The organism is Streptomyces sp. NPDC090088 (assembly GCF_044747345.1).
Lineage (GTDB): Bacteria > Actinomycetota > Actinomycetes > Streptomycetales > Streptomycetaceae > Streptomyces.
In genome coordinates this window covers 593,885-610,810 of sequence record NZ_JBIVDZ010000002.1, presented here as the reverse complement: position 1 = coordinate 610,810, position 16,926 = coordinate 593,885, and the positions used below count along the sequence as shown (strand labels likewise).

The following is a 16,926-nucleotide window of genomic DNA, read 5'->3' as shown; positions in this document are numbered from 1 at the left end:
TCACGCGTCGCTCGCCGCGCCCGAGCGGGAGCGGGCGACGATGGAGGAGGCGGCGAAGTTGACGATCAGCGTCATGACGAACAGCGAGAATCCGGCCGCCATCAGCGCGGACATGCTGAACTCGCTCGCCTCGCCGTACCGCAGGGCGATCAGCGAGGAGACCGAGCTGGTACCGGACTGCAGGATGTGCCACTGGACCGAGAAGGTCACCGAGATGATCATGAAGACGGCGATCGTCTCGCCCAGCGCGCGGCCGAGCCCGAGCATCGTGCCGCCGATCATCCCGCCGCGCCCGAAGGGCAGCACCACGCTGCGGATCATGCCCCAGCGGGTGGCGCCGAGCGCGTAGGCGCCCTCGCGCTCGCCCGCGGGCGCCTGCGAGAAGACCTCGCGCATGATCGAGCAGATGATGGGGGCGATCATCATGCCGACGACGAGTCCCGCGATGAACGTCGAGGAGGTGTAGATGCTCTCGGGCGCCAGCGGGTCGTTCGGGTCGGCGCCCTGCACGTCGAAGACGGGGATCCAGCCGAAGTAGGTGGAGATCCAGCGGGCGATCGGCAGGACCTTGTCCTGGAGGAAGAACACGCCCCACAGGCCGTAGACCACGGAGGGCACGGCGGCCATCAGGTCGACGACGCTGATCAGTGTCCGGCGCAGCCGCGGCGAGGCGTACTCGGCGATGTACAGCGCGGCACCGGTGGCGAGGGGCACGGCCACGAGCACCGCGACGGTCGCGATCAGGATGGTCCCGACGATGACGGCGGCGATGCCGAACTTCCCGCTGCCGGGCTCCCATTCGGCGGTGGTCAGGAACGACCAGCCGGCCTTGTCGAGCGCCAGCCAGGCCCGGTAGAGCAGGAAGCCGCCGACGAGCAGCATCACGGCCAGCACGAGACCGCCGCCCGAGCGCAGCACCGTGCGGAACACCCGGTCGGGCAGCCCGGGATCGGCGTACAGGCGTCGGCGTACGTCGGGTTCGCCGACGTCGGCTTCGGCGTCGACGGAGCCGACGCCCGCGATCACGGGCTGCGGCTGTCTGGTTCTTCTCAGCGAGGGCACGGTCCCGACACTCCGTGTCATCGGTTGACATGCACATCCTGAGGTGTGAACTACGGGTTCCCTAAGGGCAACATCGGACCCCGCCGCACAGGCACGCCTCACCTCCGGCCAGGGCCTCTCCAGGCCCGGTTGACGTGCGGATCAGCCGTGGCTCACTCGCCCCATAACTCGGGCCCGGCATATACCAGTTCGGCGATCATCGCGCGGAACCGGTCGTAGGACGCACGGCAGGTGGCATGCCGCTCGTAGGTCCGCGCCGAACCGGCCAGATGACGGCCGGAGTCGTCCCAGACCACCCACACCCAGCCGCCCCCGTCCGAGCCGTGCTGCACTCCGCCCCCCGTGCGGGAGTGCAACGCGCACATGCGGTGGAACGCGGCGCGACATCGGGCGTGGCTGTCGTGCGCGGTGAGCGAGACCGCCACCGATCTCCCGTTCGGCGCCACCAGGCGCCAGCCGAACCTGCCCTGCCCGTCGATGTCCACCTGGCATCTCATGCCCGTCGTCCCAGCGGCAGGTCTTGCCGCCCTCTCGGACCGCTCCATGTCCCCACCCCCACCGCCCAATAGGTAAGTAAAATCCGCAGGTACGGCACTCTGGGGCGGCAGCAGCAATCTACTGAGACGTAGGTGGCGACGCCCGGACAAAACTGACTGCCGAGGCCACGCTTCATGTAGAGGTATCCCCTAGGTAACCCGTAGGCAAGACACAGGGAAAGCGCTCCCACCCGGACCGGGACAACGTTGCCAATTGGGGCGCCCGGCATCCGGCGGCCGCCCTGTCAGCGCCCCGCCGGGCCCGCCAGTGGCGCCAGCCAGGGATGCCCCGGATGTACGCGCCGCAGCCACCCGCCGAGAGCCGCGCGCCGCGCCCCGCCCAGCAGCGGCAGCACCCCGTCGAAGTCGGCCTGGTCCTTGGGCCGCGTCCCCTTCGCCTTGAACAGCAGCACCAACTCCGGCACCAGGTAGGGAATGCCGTCCGCCGTACGTTCGACGACCGCGTCGTACGGCAGCCGCAGCCTCTCGTCCCGCCGGCAGATCCAGGTCCCGCCCTCGTGCGGCTCGCGGAAGACGTCGAAGAGGAACCGGCCGCTCGCCGGATCCCGTACCCAGGTCTGGTACGTGGCCGCGAGCTCCGCGGCCCCCGCATCCGCCCAGATCCGCCCCGAGCCCACCGCGTCGAACGCGTACGCGCGAAAGCGGTTCCGCACCTCCGCGAACCCCGCCGCGGGCACCGCGATCTCCAGATCACCATGGCGCCGCGACTCCTCGCCGCGGAACAGGTCCAGCGCCCACCCCGCCACGACACACCAGGGCGTCCCGACCCCCTCCAACCGCTCCGCGACCCGCTCCGGCCGCCAGGCGTCCGCCCATCGGGCAGCCAGTTCGTCCGCGCCGAGAACCACACCGCCGGGCGTCGGGGAATCGGTCATCGAAGCACCGTAGCTCCCTTGGCAGGCACCCCGTCAGGCACCCCGGTTTCTGGACTTGCCGGTCCATTTTCCTCGGCGCACAGTGGTCCGCACCCGACGGGGAACCAAGTGGGACGGAGATCTGATCATGGCCATGCGACTGGCGGGAAAGACCGCGCTCGTGACGGGTGCGACCAGCAACATCGGGCGGGCGATCGCGGAGGCGTTCGCCGCGGAGGGGGCGCATGTCGTCGTCTCGGGGCGCAGCGCCGGACGCGGTGCGGAGGTGGTGGACGGGATCCGCGCCCTCGGCGGACGGGCCGACTTCGTCCGGGCGGACCTGGACGGCGGCGCGGCCGCCTCGCGGGCACTGGCCGAGGAGGCGGCCCGGGCGCTGGGCGGCCGTATCGACGTGCTCGTCAACAACGCGGGCATCTACCCCGGAGACGCCACCACCGCCACCGACGAGAAGACCTTCGACGAGGTGTACGCGGTCAACGTCAAGGCCCCGTTCTTCCTGACGGCGGCCGTGGCACCCGCCATGGCGGAGGCCGGCGGCGGGGCGATCGTCAACCTGGGGTCCTGGATCGCCCGCCTCGGCATCCCCGTCGGCGCGCTGTACAGCTCCACCAAGGGGGCTGTGGAGACGCTCACCCGGGCCTGGGCGGCGGAGTTCGGGCCCCGGGGCGTGCGGGTGAACGCGATCTCCCCGGGCGTGGTGCTGCCGGCCGGCGCCGAGGACGCCGGGATCGCCGAGGCCATGATGAAGGGGACGCCGGCGGGCCGGATGGGCACACCGGAGGAGATCGCGAGCGCGGCGGTGTATCTGGCGGCCGACGAGTCGTCCTTCGTGCACGGGGTCGTGCTCGACGTGGACGGCGGCCGTACGACGGCTGCGGTCGTCGCCGCCTAGCCGCGCCCCGTCGGGGTCAGGTCGGCGTCAGGTCGCGCCGCAGGTCCGCGATCCCCTGGTCGAGGGCGGCGCGGAGGTGGGCGGAGTCACCGGTCGACAGCAGGATGGACACCCCGCCCTGGATCGCGGCGAGCAGGGCGGCGGCCCGCGCGTCGATGTCCACATCGGCCCCCGGTCCGGTGTTCGCGCGCACCGCGCGGATGCCCGCCGCCAGGCTCTCCTGCCACCGCCGCAGCAGCCCGACCACGATCGCCCGCGCCCCCGGTGTCGACCGGCCGACCTGGAGGAAGAGCGACCCGAGCGGACAGGTGTCCCCCTGTTCCTCGTACCGCTCGACCACCACGTCCCGCCACCGCTCCCAGTCCGCCCAGGACTCCAGGCGGCCCAGGTACGGCTGCTGGTCCTCCATCACCTGCTCCGCCTCGAACTCCGCGACGGCGAGCAGCAGTTCGTCCTTGCCGGCCGGGAAGTAGTGGAAGAGCTGGCTCTTGCTGGTGCCGGTGCGCGCCATGACGTCGTCCAGGGTGACCGTCCCGACGCCCCGCTCCCGCAGGACCTCGGCGGCCCCCTCGACGATCCGGCGCCGGGTGGCCCTGCCCTTGGCCGTCAGTTCCTTGCGCATCGGCCGACCTCCACGGAGTGGACTGTACGGTCCACTGTAGGGGTCAGCCGGCGAAGACCGTGCTGGCCAGGGCCACGCTGACGACGGTGCCGCCGATGATGCTCAGCAACGCGTTGCGGCGCCACAGGTGCAGCCCGACGGTGACCGCCAGGGCGGCCAGGGGCGCGAGCGCGCGGGACTGGGTCAGCGGGAGGTCGCGCAGGCAGTAGACGAACAGGATCACCATGACGCCGGCGGGCATCCGCGCCCCCAGGTACTGCACGGTCCGGCTGGCCCGCAGCGAGGCCAGGACGGTGAACGGCAGTGCGCGCAGCGCCCAGGTGACGGCGGCCGAGACGCCGACGGCCAGCAGCAGGTAACGGGTGTCAGGCACGGGACTCCTCCTTGCGGCTCCGGACCAGCAGCGCGGCGGTGAACAGGGTGAACGCGACCAGCAGCATCTGGCCGGGCAGCACCAGCCGCGCGACCAGGGCGCTGAGCAGAGCGAGCACCGGGGTGGGCAGATCGCCGCGCCGCTCCCGGACGGCGTCCAGGGCGAGGACGGCGAACAGGGCGGTCATCGCGAAGTCCAGACCGCCGACGCCGTCCGGCACGGCCGAGCCGAGCAGGGCGCCGACGGTGGCGCCGCCGACCCAGTACGACTGCATGAACAGCTGCAGCCACAGGACGCGGGCGCCGGACCAGGACCGGGCCCGGTCACCGGTGGTCAGGGCGTAGGCCTCGTCGGTCAGGGCGAAGGTGCCGTAGGCCTTGCCGAGCGGCCCGGGTATCCGGTCGAGGGGGAAGGACAGCGCGTAGAACACGTGCCGGACGTTGACCAGGAAGGCGGTCAGCGCGACCGTCGCCAGCGGGGTGACCGCGAGAGCCAGGTTCACGAGCAGGAACTCGAACGAGCCCGCGTAGACGACGGCGGTGAACAGGCTCGCGCACCACCACGGCAGACCCGCGTGGACGATCAGCACCCCGAAGGCGAGGCCGAGCGGGAGCAGACCGAGCCCCACGGAGGCGGAGTCCCTGAGGGCGGCGCGGGCCTCCGCCCGGGCCCCCGGCGGGGAGGCCGGAGCGGGGGCGGGGGCGGGACGAGGGGGATCGCCCTCGGCGACCGAAACCGTACGCATGCTGAAATTTTAGGAGGATTGTCGCCACATATGGTTTCCAATAATTCCCGTAAGCTGATGGTGTGCGCAATGAACTGCACCTGGATGCCATCGACCGGGACATTTTGTTTCACCTGCGGCAGGACGGCCGTCTGACCAACGTCGAACTGGCCAAGCGGGTGGGCCTCACCCCGCCCCCGTGCCTGCGCCGCCTCAAGCGCCTGGAGGACGCCGGCGTCATCACCGGCTACCGGGCCGTCATCAACCCGGAGGCCGTCGGCCGGGGCCTGGAGGTCATGATCGACATCGAGGTCTCCGCCAACGACCTGCGGACCATCGAGAACCTGGAGAAGACGCTCTCCTCCTACGAGGAGGTCATCGAGTTCCGCCGCATGTACGGCCGCCCCGACTACTTCCTCCGCGTCGCCGTCGCCGACGACGCCGCCTACAACACCTTCCTCACCGGCAAACTCACCGGCCTCCCGGGCATCCTGCGCGTCGAGTCCCACCTGACCATGAAGAAGATCAAGACGGACGACTGACGCGACTGACCGGCCGACGCCCAGGGCACCCCACAGCCCGCGCCCGCCACCGGCCCGCACCCCTACGGCGCGCCCCCGACCGGCGCTACCCCACCGCCAGCAGAATCACCAGCAGCACCGCGCCCGCCACCGCCGGCGCCATCACCTCGTACGCCCAGCGCACCACGATCTCGCCCTGTGCCGACTCCGCCTCGCCCCTGGTCTCCAGCGTGGTCCGCAGGTCGTCCATCACCTTGTCGGTCTCCGCGCGCACCGGCCCGGCCGGCTCGTCCGTACCCCGCAGACCGCCGCCGAAGCCACCGAACCCGCCCAGCCCGCCGCCCGCGCCGGACCCCGTCCGCCCGCGCCGCGCGTCCGTCTCCGCGCGCGCCTGCCGGCGGGCCGCCTTCTTGCGGCTGCGCAGGGACACGGGGATCGCCCACAGCTGGTACTTCGCGCCCGACTTGACGATCACCTCGTTCGAGTAGCCGGAGCGCAGCGACGCGATCTCCCCCCACGGCAGCGTGATCACCCGGAACGGGTTGCGCACCCGCAGCCGGTCCTCGCCCGCGAACACCGCCGGGCGGAGCGTGAAGGCGACGACCAGCGGCACGATGAGGATGAGCGCGGCGAGCGCGAGCCAGGGGGTGTGGCCGCTCCCCCGGAACAGGGCGTCGATGCCGAGCCAGCCGACGATGACGAGGAGCAGGACACCACCGATCAGCGCCTGGGGCGAGCGGTAGATGTGGTCCTTGACGAGGGGCGTGGTCATGTCGCCGATTCTGCCTCAGGCGTGCGCGGGGGCGCCGTGGGGTGTGCGTCCGGTGGGCGAGTGCGGGTTGCGTGTGGCTGGTCGCGCAGTTCCCCGCGCCCCTGACGGGCGCGTGACCCCACCGCCCCCCACACACAAGAACCGTTCCCTCGGGGTGTACAGCCGCTACGCGCGTAGATATGCTCGGCTGGTGACCATGCCCACCACCGCACCCCACGCACTTGCTGACGTCACCGCGTCCGACAGCACACTGCGCCGCTTCCTCCACGGGCTGCCCGGCGTCGACGCGGTCGGCCTGGAGGCGCGTGCCGCCTCGCTCGGCACCCGTTCGATCAAGACCACCGCGAAGGCGTACGCCATCGACCTCGCCATCTCGATGGTCGACCTGACGACGCTGGAAGGCGCGGACACCCCGGGCAAGGTCCGGGCGCTCGGCGCCAAGGCGGTCCACCCGGACCCGACGGACCGGACGACCCCCGCCACGGCCGCCGTCTGTGTCTACCCCGACATGGTGGCCGTCGCCAAGGAGGCCGTGGCCGGCTCGTCCGTCAAGGTCGCCTCCGTCGCCACCGCCTTCCCGGCCGGCCGCGCCGCGCTCGACGTGAAGCTGGCCGACGTGCGGGACGCGGTCGCCGCCGGTGCCGACGAGATCGACATGGTCATCGACCGCGGCGCGTTCCTCGCGGGGAACTACCTGAAGGTCCACGACGAGATCACCGCCGTACGCGAGGCCTGCGGAACGGCGGCCCGCCTCAAGGTCATCTTCGAGACCGGCGAGCTGTCGACGTACGACAACATCCGCCGGGCCTCCTGGCTCGGCATGCTCGCGGGCGCCGACTTCATCAAGACCTCCACCGGCAAGGTGGCGGTGAACGCGACCCCGGCGAACACCCTCCTCATGCTGGAGGCCGTCCGCGACTTCCGGGCGCAGACCGGTGTCCAGGTGGGCGTGAAGCCCGCCGGCGGGATCCGGACCAGCAAGGACGCGATCAAGTTCCTCGTCCTCGTCAACGAGACGGCCGGTGCGGACTGGCTGGACAACCACTGGTTCCGGTTCGGCGCCTCCTCGCTCCTGAACGACCTGCTGATGCAGCGTCAGAAGCTGGCCACCGGCCGCTACTCCGGCCCCGACTACGTGACGGTGGACTGATCACCATGGCCAAGGAAAAGATGACCACCGCATTCGAGTACGCGCCGGCGCCCGAGTCCCGCTCCGTCGTCGACATCGCGCCCTCCTACGGCCTCTTCATCGACGGCGAGTTCACCGACGCCGCCGACGGCAAGGTCTTCAAGACCGTCAGCCCGTCGACCGAGGAGGTCCTCTCCGAGGTCGCCCAGGCCGGCGAGGCGGACGTCGACCGTGCCGTGAAGGCCGCCCGCAAGGCGTTCGAGAAGTGGTCCGCGCTGCCGGGTTCCGAGCGCGCCAAGTACCTCTTCCGCATCGCCCGCATCATCCAGGAGCGCAGCCGCGAGCTGGCCGTCCTGGAGACGCTGGACAACGGCAAGCCGATCAAGGAGACCCGCGACGCGGACCTCCCCCTGGTCGCCGCGCACTTCTTCTACTACGCGGGCTGGGCCGACAAGCTCGACCACGCGGGCTACGGCGCGAACCCGCGGCCGCTCGGCGTGGCCGGCCAGGTCATCCCCTGGAACTTCCCGCTCCTGATGCTGGCCTGGAAGATCGCCCCGGCGCTGGCGACGGGCAACACGGTCGTCCTCAAGCCGGCGGAGACCACCCCGCTGTCGGCGCTGTTCTTCGCGGACATCTGCCGCCAGGCGGGCCTGCCCAAGGGCGTCGTCAACATCCTTCCCGGCTACGGCGACGCGGGCGCCGCGCTCGTCGCCCACCCCGACGTGAACAAGGTCGCCTTCACCGGCTCCACCGCCGTCGGCAAGGAGATCGCCCGGACCGTCGCGGGCACCCGCAAGAAGCTCACCCTCGAACTGGGCGGCAAGGGCGCGAACATCGTCTTCGACGACGCCCCCATCGACCAGGCGGTGGAGGGGATCGTCACCGGGATCTTCTTCAACCAGGGCCAGGTCTGCTGCGCGGGCTCCCGCCTCCTCGTCCAGGAGTCGATCCACGACGAGCTGCTCGACTCCCTCAAGCGCCGCCTGTCGACGCTCCGCCTCGGCGACCCGCTCGACAAGAACACGGACATCGGCGCGATCAACTCCGCCGAGCAGCTGGCCCGGATCACCACCCTTGCCGCCCAGGGCGAGGCGGAGGGCGCCGAGCGCTGGTCCCCGGCCTGCGAACTCCCCTCCTCCGGCTACTGGTTCGCCCCGACGCTCTTCACGAACGTCACCCAGGCGCACACCATCGCCCGCGACGAGATCTTCGGCCCGGTCCTGTCCGTCCTCACCTTCCGCACCCCGGACGAGGCCGTCGCCAAGGCCAACAACACCCAGTACGGCCTTTCGGCGGGCATCTGGACCGAGAAGGGATCGAGGATCCTCGCCGTGGCCAACAAGCTGCGCGCCGGTGTCGTCTGGTCCAACACGTTCAACAAGTTCGACCCCACCTCGCCGTTCGGCGGATACAAGGAGTCGGGCTTCGGCCGCGAGGGCGGTCGCCACGGCCTGGAGGCGTACCTCGATGTCTGACCGACTCAGTGTGTTGAAGACCTACAAGCTGTACGTCGGCGGGAAGTTCCCGCGTTCCGAGAGCGGCCGGGTGTACGAGGTGACCGACTCCAAGGGCAACTGGCTCGCCAACGCACCGCAGTCCAGCCGCAAGGACGCCCGGGACGCGGTCGTCGCCGCGCGCAAGGCGTTCGGCGGCTGGGCGGGCGCGACCGCCTACAACCGGGGCCAGGTCCTCTACCGCGTCGCGGAGATGCTGGAGGGCCGCCGGGACCAGTTCGTGCGCGAGGTCGCCGACGCGGAGGGCCTCGGCAAGTCCAAGGCGGCCGCGGTCGTGGACGCGACCGTGGACCGCTGGGTCTGGTACGCGGGCTGGACCGACAAGATCGCCCAGGTGGTCGGCGGCGGCAACCCGGTCGCGGGCCCGTTCTTCAACCTCTCCTCCCCCGAGCCGACGGGCGTCGTCGCCGTGCTGGCCCCGCAGGAGTCGTCCTTCCTGGGCCTGGTGAGCGTGCTGGCCCCGGTGATCGCCACGGGCAACACGGCGGTGGTGATCGCCAGCGAGAGCTCCCCGCTCCCGGCCCTCTCCCTCGCCGAGGTCCTCGCCACCTCCGACGTCCCCGGCGGGGTCGTCAACATCCTCTCCGGCCGTACGGCGGAGATCGCGGCGCCCCTCGCGGCCCACCAGGACGTCAACGCGATCGACCTCGCGGGCGCCGACGAGGCGCTGGCGAAGGAGCTGGAGATCGCGGCGGCCGACAACCTGAAGCGCGTCCTGCGTCCACAGCCTGTGGACGACTGGACGGCCGCGCCGGGGACCGACCGCATGACCGCGTTCCTGGAGACGAAGACGGTCTGGCACCCGACGGGGGCGCTGGGAGCGTCCGGTTCGTCGTACTGAACCGATTCGCCTCTGTGCGTGGGGAACTGCGGGCCGGTCGTGGCTGGTCGCGCAGTTCCTCCCCCAGCCTTCGGCCGGGGGTACCCCCAGCGCCCCTACGGGGCGCTCAGCGCCCGGCGCCTCCGAGGATCTGTCCCACCACCGGAAGCGACCCGATCGACGGCGCCTGCGCCAGCGGTCCCGTCAGCATCTTCGACGTCAGGGGCTTGAAGTCGGCCAGCTGGGTGCCGATGCCGTTGTCCAGCGGGTCCACGCCCGTGCCCGCGAGGGGGTTGGGCTTCAGGCCCGCCACCGGTCCCGTGACGTACGGGAGTACGCCGCCCAGCGCCTGCATGCCCGCCTGCGGGTCGATCTGGCCGAGCGAGGTGGGCCGGGTGCGGACCACGTCCAGTACGGGCTGGGAGTCCGCGGCGGCGGCCGTCGCGGCGCCCGCGCCGAGCGCGACCCCTGCCGTGGCGAGGGCGGCCAGGGCACGCCGAGCGGTCGGGTTCGGGGAGGACGCGTGTCGGGACATCGCTGGTGCCACCTTCCGGTGCGCAGGGTAATGAGGACGGCACACAGGGTAGTTGAGGTGTGACTCACGCTCCAAAGCCGACCCGCGGGGTCGGCAGGAGGCCCACCATGCGTCAAACTGGTGTTCCGTGAGCATTCATCCCCCGTCCCCCGCCCGTGTCGTGCTGCTGTGCGGCCCCTCGGGCTCGGGCAAGTCACTGGTCGCCGCCCGTTCCGGGCTGCCCGTCCTGCGTCTCGACGACTTCTACAAGGAGGGCGACGACCCGACCCTGCCGTCGGTGGCGGGGAGTTCGGACATCGACTGGGACCACCCGGAGTCCTGGGACGCGGAGATCGCGGTCGAGGCCATCGGACGGCTGTGCGCCACGGGCTCGACGGCCGTACCGGTGTATGACATATCACTGAGCGCCCGAACCGGCGAGGAGACGCTGGACATCGGCCGCACCCCGCTCTTCATCGCGGAGGGCATCTTCGCCGCCGAGATCGTCGAGCGCTGCCGTGAGCTGGGGCTGCTGGCCGACGCGCTGTGCCTGAGCCGGGGGCCGGTGAAGACGTTCCGGCGCCGCTTCCTGCGGGACCTCCGGGAGGGCCGCAAGTCGGTGCCGTTCCTGCTGCGCCGCGGCTGGCGGCTGATGCGCGCGGAACGCACGATCGTGGCCCGCCAGGTGGCGCTGGGCGCGCACCCCTGCGACCGGGACGAGGCACTGGGCCGGATGGCGGCGGCCGCGGTGGGCCGGCAGAGCCGGGACCGGACACAGGCACCGGCGTAACAGTCGTAGAGGAGCCGCAAAAAAAGCGGGACTGGATGGACCCCCCGGCCCTCCAGTCCCGCTTCCCCCGTTGCTCCGCCGAACACCCCCGTGTCCCCCGTGGCGGAGCTCCCCCGTGCTTTCCCCCAGGTCCCCCCGGACCCGCTTGTCCCCCGTGTATCCCCCGTGAGTCCCCCCGGACCCTCCCCCAGGTCCCCCGTGTTCCCCCGGTTTCCCCGTCAGGATCCCCCCGGATCCCCTTACCTTCAGGCGACGAGCTCCCCGAAGGCGTTCTCCTCGTCACGGCCGAAGCTGAGGACCTCGTCCTCGCGCAGCCGGCGGAGCGACCGCCAGATGCTGGACTTCACCGTGCCGACACTGATGTCGAGGATCTCCGCGATCTCCGGGTCCGTGCGGCCCTCGTAGTAGCGCAGGACCAGCATGGTGCGCTGGAGTTCGGGGAGCCGGGCGAGCGCCTGCCACAGGACCGCGCGCAGCTCGGTGCCGCTCATCGCGTCCGTGTCGCCGGGCGTCTCCGGCAGTTCCTCGGTCGGGTACTCGTTGAGCTTGCGGCGCCGCCAGGCGCTGATGTGCAGGTTGGTCATGGTGCGGCGGAGGTAACCGCCGACCGCGGCCTTGTCGCTGATCCGGTCCCACGCCTTGTACGTCGAGAACAGCGCGCTCTGCAGCAGGTCCTCGGCCTCGTAACGGTCGCCGGTCAGGTGGTAGGCGGTCGCGTACAGGGAGGCGCGGCGCTCCTGGACGTAGGCGGTGAACTCCGCCTCGGTCAGCGAGCGACGCTCCCCCGTGTCCTCCCCGTATGCGGATCCCCCGGTTCCCCCGTGTGCTTCCCCCGTGAAGCCGTCAACCACCGTCATGTAACCGGTGTGCTGACGCCCGGTGCCGCGAGCGCACCCCCGCCCGCTCACGGCACCGGACTTCTCGGAACCCCGGTGCACGTCGTGCAGACGCGTGATCACTGCGCTGGTGCTGTGACCGATCAGCGTGTTCATCTCGCGCCCCCCGTCGTGGACTTCCGGTAGTTCGGCTTGCCCAGGCTCCGTGCCGCCCGGCTCTTGGCCGGTGGCTCGCCTTGCCTGTGCCGAGAACTCTGCCGGGCCACCTTCACGGCCGTATCCGCCGACTGTCACAGACCTGTCACAGGGGTCCGGCACAGAGAGTCGACAGGGGGTGCACAGGTGGTGGCGCTACAGAGGTTCGCGGACGGCTACGAGCCGCACAGGTCGTACGACGGGGCCCGCATGGGCCAGAATGAGCCCGTGCCTTCCCTGTTGCTGATCGAGGACGACGACGCCATCCGCACGGCCCTGGAGCTCTCTCTGACCCGCCAGGGACACCGGGTGGCCACCGCTGCGACCGGTGAGGACGGTCTGAAGCTGTTGCGCGAGCAGCGGCCCGATCTGATCGTCCTCGATGTCATGCTGCCCGGCATCGACGGGTTCGAGGTGTGCCGGCGCATCCGGCGCACGGACCAGTTGCCGATCATCCTGCTCACCGCGCGCAGCGATGACATCGATGTGGTGGTGGGCCTGGAGTCCGGCGCCGACGACTATGTCGTCAAGCCCGTCCAGGGGCGGGTGCTCGACGCCCGGATCCGGGCCGTGCTGCGCCGCGGGGAGCGGGAGTCCACCGACTCGGCGACGTTCGGCAACGTCGTCATCGACCGCAGCGCGATGACCGTGACGAAGAACGGCGAGGACCTCCAGCTCACCCCGACCGAGCTGCGGCTGCTGCTCGAACTGAGCCGGCGGCCGGGGCAGGCGCTGTCCCGGCAGCAACTGCTGCGGCTGGTCTGGGAGCACGACTACCTCGGTGACTCCCGGCTGGTGGACGCCTGTGTGCAGCGGCTGCGCGCCAAGGTCGAGGACGTGCCCTCGTCGCCGACCCTGATCCGTACCGTGCGTGGTGTCGGCTACCGCCTGGACGCCCCTCAGTGACCGACCGGCAAGAGGGTTTCCGCGGCTGGGCCTCGGATCGCAAGGGAGCCGTGTCCCGGCTGCGCTTCACCAGTCTGCGGCTGCGGCTGGTGGTGGTCTTCGGGCTCGTCGCGCTGACCGCCGCCGTGTCCGCGTCCGGCATCGCGTACTGGCTCAACCGCGAGGCCGTGCTCACCCGTACCCAGGACGCGGTGCTGCGCGACTTCCAGCAGGAGATGCAGAACCGGGCCGGCGCGCTGCCCGTGCACCCGTCCCAGGACGAACTGCAGCGCACGGCCGGGCAGATGGCCAACAGCAGCCAGCGGTTCAGCGTGCTGCTGGTCGGCCAGGACGGCAACGGCAAGACGGTGTACGGCAGTTCGGACGGGCTCAGCGCGTTCGCGCTCGACGACGTGCCGACGTCGCTGCGCAAGGCCGTCGACAAGCAGCAGAAGGTGACCGACTCCAACAAGTCGACGTACCACCTGTACTGGCAGCGGGTCGTCGACCACGGGACGCCGTATCTCGTCGCCGGGACGCGGCTGATCGGCGGCGGGCCGACCGGTTACATGATGAAGTCGCTGGAGCCGGAGGCCAAGGACCTCAACTCGCTGGCGTGGTCGCTGGGGATCGCCACCGGGCTGGCGCTGATCGGCTCGGCGCTGCTCGCGCAGGCCGCCGCCACGACGGTGCTGAAGCCGGTGCACCGGCTGGGGGTGGCCGCCCGGCGGCTCGGTGAGGGCAAGCTGGACACCCGGCTGCGGGTGTCGGGGACGGACGAACTCGCGGATCTGTCCCGGACGTTCAACGACGCGGCCGAGGCGCTGGAGAAACGGGTCGACGACATGGCGGCGCGCGACGACGCGTCCCGGCGGTTCGTCGCCGACATGAGCCATGAGCTGCGGACCCCGCTCACCGCGATCACCGCCGTGACGGAGATCCTGGAGGAGGAGCTGGAGGCGGAGTCGGGGTCGATGGACCCGATGATCGAGCCCGCCGTCCGGCTGGTCGTCAGCGAGACGCGCCGCCTCAACGACCTCGTCGAGAACCTCATGGAGGTCACCCGCTTCGACGCCGGTACGGCCCGTCTCGTCCTCGACGACGTCGACCTCGCCGACCAGATCACCGCCTGCATCGACGCCCGCGCCTGGCTGGACGCGGTGGATCTGGACGCCGAGCGCGGCATCCACGCCCGCCTCGACCCGCGCCGCCTCGACGTCATCCTCGCCAACCTGATCGGCAACGCGCTCAAGCACGGCGGTTCGCCGGTACGGGTGTCGGTGCGGATCGACGGGGAGGAGCTGGTGATCGCCGTACGCGACCACGGGCCCGGTATCCCGGAGGACGTGCTGCCGCACGTCTTCGACCGGTTCTACAAGGCCAGCGCCTCCCGGCCGCGGTCCGAGGGCAGTGGCCTGGGCCTGTCCATCGCGACGGAGAACGCCCGGATCCACGGCGGCTCGATCACCGCCGCCAACTCTCCCGAGGGGGGCGCGGTGTTCACGCTGCGGCTGCCCCGGGACGCCTCGGCGCTGACCGAGGAGAGCAAGGACGGCGGGACCACCGGGGATGCCGGGGCCGCCGGGGAGTCCGGGGCCGCCGGGGAGAAGGACGCCTGATGCACGTACGAAGACTCCTGGCCGTCGCCGGGCTGGCGCTGGCGCTCTCCGGGTGCGGGATCCGGGCCACGGAGGTGCCGACCGACTTCGGCGGGGCGCCGTCGCGGGTGCCGTGCTCGATGACCCAGCCGGATCTGTCGGCGCAGACCGCACGCGGGGTGCCGGTGCAGGTGTTCCTGCTGTGCGGCGCCTCGCTGGTGACCGTGGACCGGGAGGTGCGGGTCCCGGAGGGCACGGCGGACGCGCAGCGGCGGGTGATCGTCGCCCAGGGGCTGCTGGACCAGCTGGCCGAGACGCCGTCGGCCGCCGAGAAGGACGCCGGCTACACGACGTACGTGCGGGGCGGGATGAGCGTCGGCGGGCCGCGCGCCGGGGACCCCGACGACACGCTGCGGCTGAGCACGTCGCCGCCGCAGCTGACGTCGTACGCGCTCGCCCAGATCGTGTGCACGCTGTCCGACTCGGCGGCGGCGGAGGGGGACGGGTCGGTGATCCTGGGCGGGCCGGGGACGGAGCCGTTGCGGCGGTACGAGTGCACGGATTCCGTCCGGAACGCGCCGAGCGGGAATCGGCCGCCGTCCAGCGAGGTCGCTTCGGCGTGAGGGGCGTCGGGGCGCCTGGCGGGGTGCCGGGGAGGGTCGTGCGGCGGGTGCGGGTTCGTTGTGGCTGGTCGCGCAGTTCCTCCCCCGGCCTTCGGCCGGGGGTACCCCCAGCGCCCCTGAAGGGGCGCTGTCCGTATCGTGTGTCCGAGGCCTCATCGTCGTATCCGGAACCGATCGTGTGCGCGGGCGCGTCTTGGGGGGCGTGCAGCGTCAAGGCTCCATCGGCGGCAGCGCCGGGATTCGCGTCCGTGTGACAGGGGGTGTCCTCCTTGTCGCACATCTCGCGTTCGTCGCCTGGTTGATGCTGCGGCCGCTGGACGTGCCCTGGGTGATGCCCGCCAACCTGCACCCGTTCGCCGGTATCCGCGCCGATCTGGCGCTGGGCTGGCGCGAGGCCGCGCACCGGATCGGTGAGGGGCTGGCGCTGCTCGCCCCGCTGGGGGTGCTGCTGCCGATGGCGCACGGCAGACTCCGGGTCTCCCCGCTCGCCTCCCTGGTCCGTACGGCCACCGCGGGCGCCCTGATCTCGCTGGGCATCGCCCTGCTGCAGACCGGGGTGCCCGGTCGTGTGGTGGACGTCGACTCGGTTCTGCTCAACACCGTCGGCGTGGTCCTCGCGCATCTGGCGGTGGTTCCGGCGGTCCGTTCCCGGCTCCGCCGGCAGGGTGAGCGGCGGCGCCCCGCGGCCCTCCCCCAGGAGGAAGCGGCTCAGGGTCGTACCCCGACGATTCCCAGGGTCGGGATCGCACCGTAGAGCGACGCTTCGACCCGGTTCGTCTCCGTAGCGTAGAGGGCATACGAGGGGCCGCAGGGGCCGCCTCGGACCGGATGCTCACGAAGGAGCCGCGGATGTCCAGCCTCGCCCGCCCCACCCATGGCCGCATGATCGGCGGAGTGTGCGCCGCGCTGGCCCGGCGCTTCGGCACCTCCGCCACCACGATGCGGGTGATCTTCCTGCTGTCCTGCCTGCTGCCGGGGCCGCAGTTCGTGCTCTACATCGCGCTGTGGATCCTCCTCCCCTCGGAGGAGAAGGCCTCCACCGCCTGGTGATGCGCGCGCGGGTCGCCCGTGGTGCGACAAACGCCGTCGGGGCGCCCCGGACATGTGTCCGGGGCGCCCCGACGGCGTCGCGTCGGCCGGGTGGGTCAGCCGAGCGGGATCCCGTTCACCGGCAGGCCGTGGGTGGGCAGGCCCTGCAGCGGCAGCCCGCCGAGGAGGCCCGCGACCGGCTTGGTCGGGCCGTCGGCGAGAACCTGCTGAACGGCCGGCTGGACGGCGGTCAGCCCGCCGCCGAGCGCGCCCTGCGCCTGCTGGACGGCCTCACCGGCGCCCGGCAGGGCCTTGGAGACGTTCTCGGCGGGCAGCGTCCTGGTGACGGTGTCCAGGGCCTGCGGGGCGTCCGGGACGGCCGGGGCCGCGTTGGCCGCGCCCGCGCCGACGGCGGCGAAGGCGGCGCCGAGGGCGGCGACACCGAGGGTCTTGGCAGCAGACTGCTTCATCGTTGATGCGTCCTTGGAATGCGGTGACGGGGATCGATAACGCGCTGAGCGGTCCTCGACCGTAAACATGCCGGACCGCCCGCCGCAAACACCGAAATGCGGACGACTTGTGAAAGCCTGTC

Annotated in this window: 21 protein-coding genes; 11 read left to right on the top strand and 10 right to left on the bottom strand. The window is 71.6% G+C overall.

Going from position 1 to position 16,926, the window contains the following annotated elements; translation table 11 throughout:
* The 3 genes from pstC to ACIPSJ_RS11520 form a co-directional block, all read right to left on the bottom strand.
* On the bottom strand, window positions 1–1,062 hold the full coding sequence (pstC, locus tag ACIPSJ_RS11530) for a phosphate ABC transporter permease subunit PstC (protein WP_401345232.1): 1,062 nt from the start codon (window positions 1,060–1,062) through the stop codon (window positions 1–3).
* Window positions 1,063–1,214: 152 nt separating this feature from the next.
* A complete protein-coding gene (locus ACIPSJ_RS11525; RefSeq protein ID WP_355715568.1) occupies window positions 1,215–1,559 on the bottom strand; it encodes a hypothetical protein in 345 nt (114 codons plus the stop codon).
* 284 nt (window positions 1,560–1,843) lie between these two features.
* The gene (locus ACIPSJ_RS11520; RefSeq protein ID WP_359218132.1) at window positions 1,844–2,494 is read right to left on the bottom strand and encodes a nucleotidyltransferase domain-containing protein; all 651 of its coding nucleotides are present in this window, start codon (window positions 2,492–2,494) and stop codon (window positions 1,844–1,846) included.
* A 127-nt stretch (window positions 2,495–2,621) separates the two neighbouring features.
* Here ACIPSJ_RS11520 and ACIPSJ_RS11515 point away from each other — a divergent pair, with 127 nt between their 5' ends.
* Window positions 2,622–3,386: a glucose 1-dehydrogenase gene (locus ACIPSJ_RS11515; protein WP_359218130.1), complete on the top strand. Its 765-nt coding sequence runs from the start codon at window positions 2,622–2,624 to the stop codon at window positions 3,384–3,386.
* Between the two features lie 16 nt (window positions 3,387–3,402).
* On the opposite strand, the gene ACIPSJ_RS11510 is transcribed toward ACIPSJ_RS11515, so the two are convergent.
* From ACIPSJ_RS11510 to ACIPSJ_RS11500, 3 genes are read right to left on the bottom strand one after another with little or no spacing between them, the layout of a single operon-like run.
* Window positions 3,403–4,008, bottom strand: a complete 606-nt coding sequence (locus ACIPSJ_RS11510; RefSeq protein WP_401345230.1) for a TetR/AcrR family transcriptional regulator — start codon at window positions 4,006–4,008, stop codon at window positions 3,403–3,405.
* 43 nt (window positions 4,009–4,051) lie between these two features.
* Window positions 4,052–4,381 carry a branched-chain amino acid transporter permease gene (locus tag ACIPSJ_RS11505; RefSeq protein WP_401345228.1) on the bottom strand — a complete coding sequence of 110 codons (330 nt, stop codon included), beginning with the start codon at window positions 4,379–4,381 and terminating at the stop codon, window positions 4,052–4,054.
* Entirely contained in the window at window positions 4,374–5,009 is a 636-nt protein-coding gene (locus ACIPSJ_RS11500) for an AzlC family ABC transporter permease (protein ID WP_359218176.1), read from the bottom strand. Before ACIPSJ_RS11500 ends, ACIPSJ_RS11505 begins: the two co-directional genes overlap by 8 nt.
* Before the next feature lie 179 nt (window positions 5,010–5,188).
* On the opposite strand from ACIPSJ_RS11500, the gene ACIPSJ_RS11495 reads away from it, so the two are divergent.
* Entirely contained in the window at window positions 5,189–5,647 is a 459-nt protein-coding gene (locus ACIPSJ_RS11495) for an Lrp/AsnC family transcriptional regulator (protein ID WP_355715577.1), read from the top strand.
* Window positions 5,648–5,732: 85 nt separating this feature from the next.
* Here ACIPSJ_RS11495 and ACIPSJ_RS11490 read toward each other — a convergent pair whose 3' ends face one another.
* Window positions 5,733–6,398 (bottom strand): PH domain-containing protein, encoded by a 666-nt coding sequence (locus tag ACIPSJ_RS11490; protein ID WP_401345226.1) that lies wholly within the window; start codon window positions 6,396–6,398, stop codon window positions 5,733–5,735.
* Window positions 6,399–6,594: 196 nt separating this feature from the next.
* On the opposite strand from ACIPSJ_RS11490, the gene deoC reads away from it, so the two are divergent.
* The 3 genes from deoC to ACIPSJ_RS11475 are packed head-to-tail and all read left to right on the top strand — an operon-like array spanning window position 6,595 to window position 9,885.
* On the top strand, window positions 6,595–7,548 hold the full coding sequence (gene deoC / locus ACIPSJ_RS11485; protein ID WP_359218174.1) for a deoxyribose-phosphate aldolase: 954 nt from the start codon (window positions 6,595–6,597) through the stop codon (window positions 7,546–7,548).
* A gap of 20 nt (window positions 7,549–7,568) precedes the next feature.
* The gene (locus ACIPSJ_RS11480; protein ID WP_359218122.1) at window positions 7,569–9,005 is read left to right on the top strand and encodes an aldehyde dehydrogenase family protein; all 1,437 of its coding nucleotides are present in this window, start codon (window positions 7,569–7,571) and stop codon (window positions 9,003–9,005) included.
* Window positions 8,998–9,885, top strand: a complete 888-nt coding sequence (locus ACIPSJ_RS11475; RefSeq protein WP_401345224.1) for an aldehyde dehydrogenase family protein — start codon at window positions 8,998–9,000, stop codon at window positions 9,883–9,885. Before ACIPSJ_RS11480 ends, ACIPSJ_RS11475 begins: the two co-directional genes overlap by 8 nt.
* 106 nt (window positions 9,886–9,991) lie before the next feature.
* Here ACIPSJ_RS11475 and ACIPSJ_RS11470 read toward each other — a convergent pair whose 3' ends face one another.
* On the bottom strand, window positions 9,992–10,399 hold the full coding sequence (locus tag ACIPSJ_RS11470; protein WP_401345222.1) for a hypothetical protein: 408 nt from the start codon (window positions 10,397–10,399) through the stop codon (window positions 9,992–9,994).
* A 127-nt stretch (window positions 10,400–10,526) separates the two neighbouring features.
* On the opposite strand from ACIPSJ_RS11470, the gene ACIPSJ_RS11465 reads away from it, so the two are divergent.
* Window positions 10,527–11,168 carry a uridine kinase gene (locus tag ACIPSJ_RS11465; protein ID WP_359218095.1) on the top strand — a complete coding sequence of 214 codons (642 nt, stop codon included), beginning with the start codon at window positions 10,527–10,529 and terminating at the stop codon, window positions 11,166–11,168.
* 245 nt (window positions 11,169–11,413) lie between these two features.
* Here the strand turns inward: ACIPSJ_RS11465 and ACIPSJ_RS11460 are convergent, their stop codons facing one another.
* The gene (locus ACIPSJ_RS11460; RefSeq protein WP_359218093.1) at window positions 11,414–12,160 is read right to left on the bottom strand and encodes a SigE family RNA polymerase sigma factor; all 747 of its coding nucleotides are present in this window, start codon (window positions 12,158–12,160) and stop codon (window positions 11,414–11,416) included.
* A 267-nt stretch (window positions 12,161–12,427) separates the two neighbouring features.
* Between ACIPSJ_RS11460 and afsQ1 the strand changes: the two genes are divergently transcribed.
* From afsQ1 to ACIPSJ_RS11435, 5 genes are all read left to right on the top strand, one after another.
* Window positions 12,428–13,105, top strand: a complete 678-nt coding sequence (afsQ1, locus tag ACIPSJ_RS11455) for a two-component system response regulator AfsQ1 (RefSeq protein WP_177232965.1) — start codon at window positions 12,428–12,430, stop codon at window positions 13,103–13,105.
* Complete coding sequence (locus ACIPSJ_RS11450) at window positions 13,102–14,703, top strand: HAMP domain-containing sensor histidine kinase (protein WP_359218091.1); 1,602 nt, start codon at window positions 13,102–13,104, stop codon at window positions 14,701–14,703. Before afsQ1 ends, ACIPSJ_RS11450 begins: the two co-directional genes overlap by 4 nt.
* Complete coding sequence (locus ACIPSJ_RS11445; RefSeq protein WP_401345219.1) at window positions 14,703–15,305, top strand: hypothetical protein; 603 nt, start codon at window positions 14,703–14,705, stop codon at window positions 15,303–15,305. The genes ACIPSJ_RS11450 and ACIPSJ_RS11445 overlap by 1 nt, the downstream gene beginning before the upstream one ends.
* A 202-nt stretch (window positions 15,306–15,507) precedes the next feature.
* Window positions 15,508–16,059, top strand: a complete 552-nt coding sequence (locus ACIPSJ_RS11440) for a VanZ family protein (RefSeq protein ID WP_359218088.1) — start codon at window positions 15,508–15,510, stop codon at window positions 16,057–16,059.
* A gap of 95 nt (window positions 16,060–16,154) precedes the next feature.
* Window positions 16,155–16,355 (top strand): PspC domain-containing protein, encoded by a 201-nt coding sequence (locus ACIPSJ_RS11435; RefSeq protein ID WP_355715604.1) that lies wholly within the window; start codon window positions 16,155–16,157, stop codon window positions 16,353–16,355.
* Between the two features lie 95 nt (window positions 16,356–16,450).
* Here the strand turns inward: ACIPSJ_RS11435 and ACIPSJ_RS11430 are convergent, their stop codons facing one another.
* Window positions 16,451–16,804, bottom strand: coding sequence for an ATP-binding protein (locus ACIPSJ_RS11430; protein WP_355715606.1), 354 nt, complete (start codon window positions 16,802–16,804; stop codon window positions 16,451–16,453).
* Window positions 16,805–16,926 lie beyond the last annotated feature (122 nt).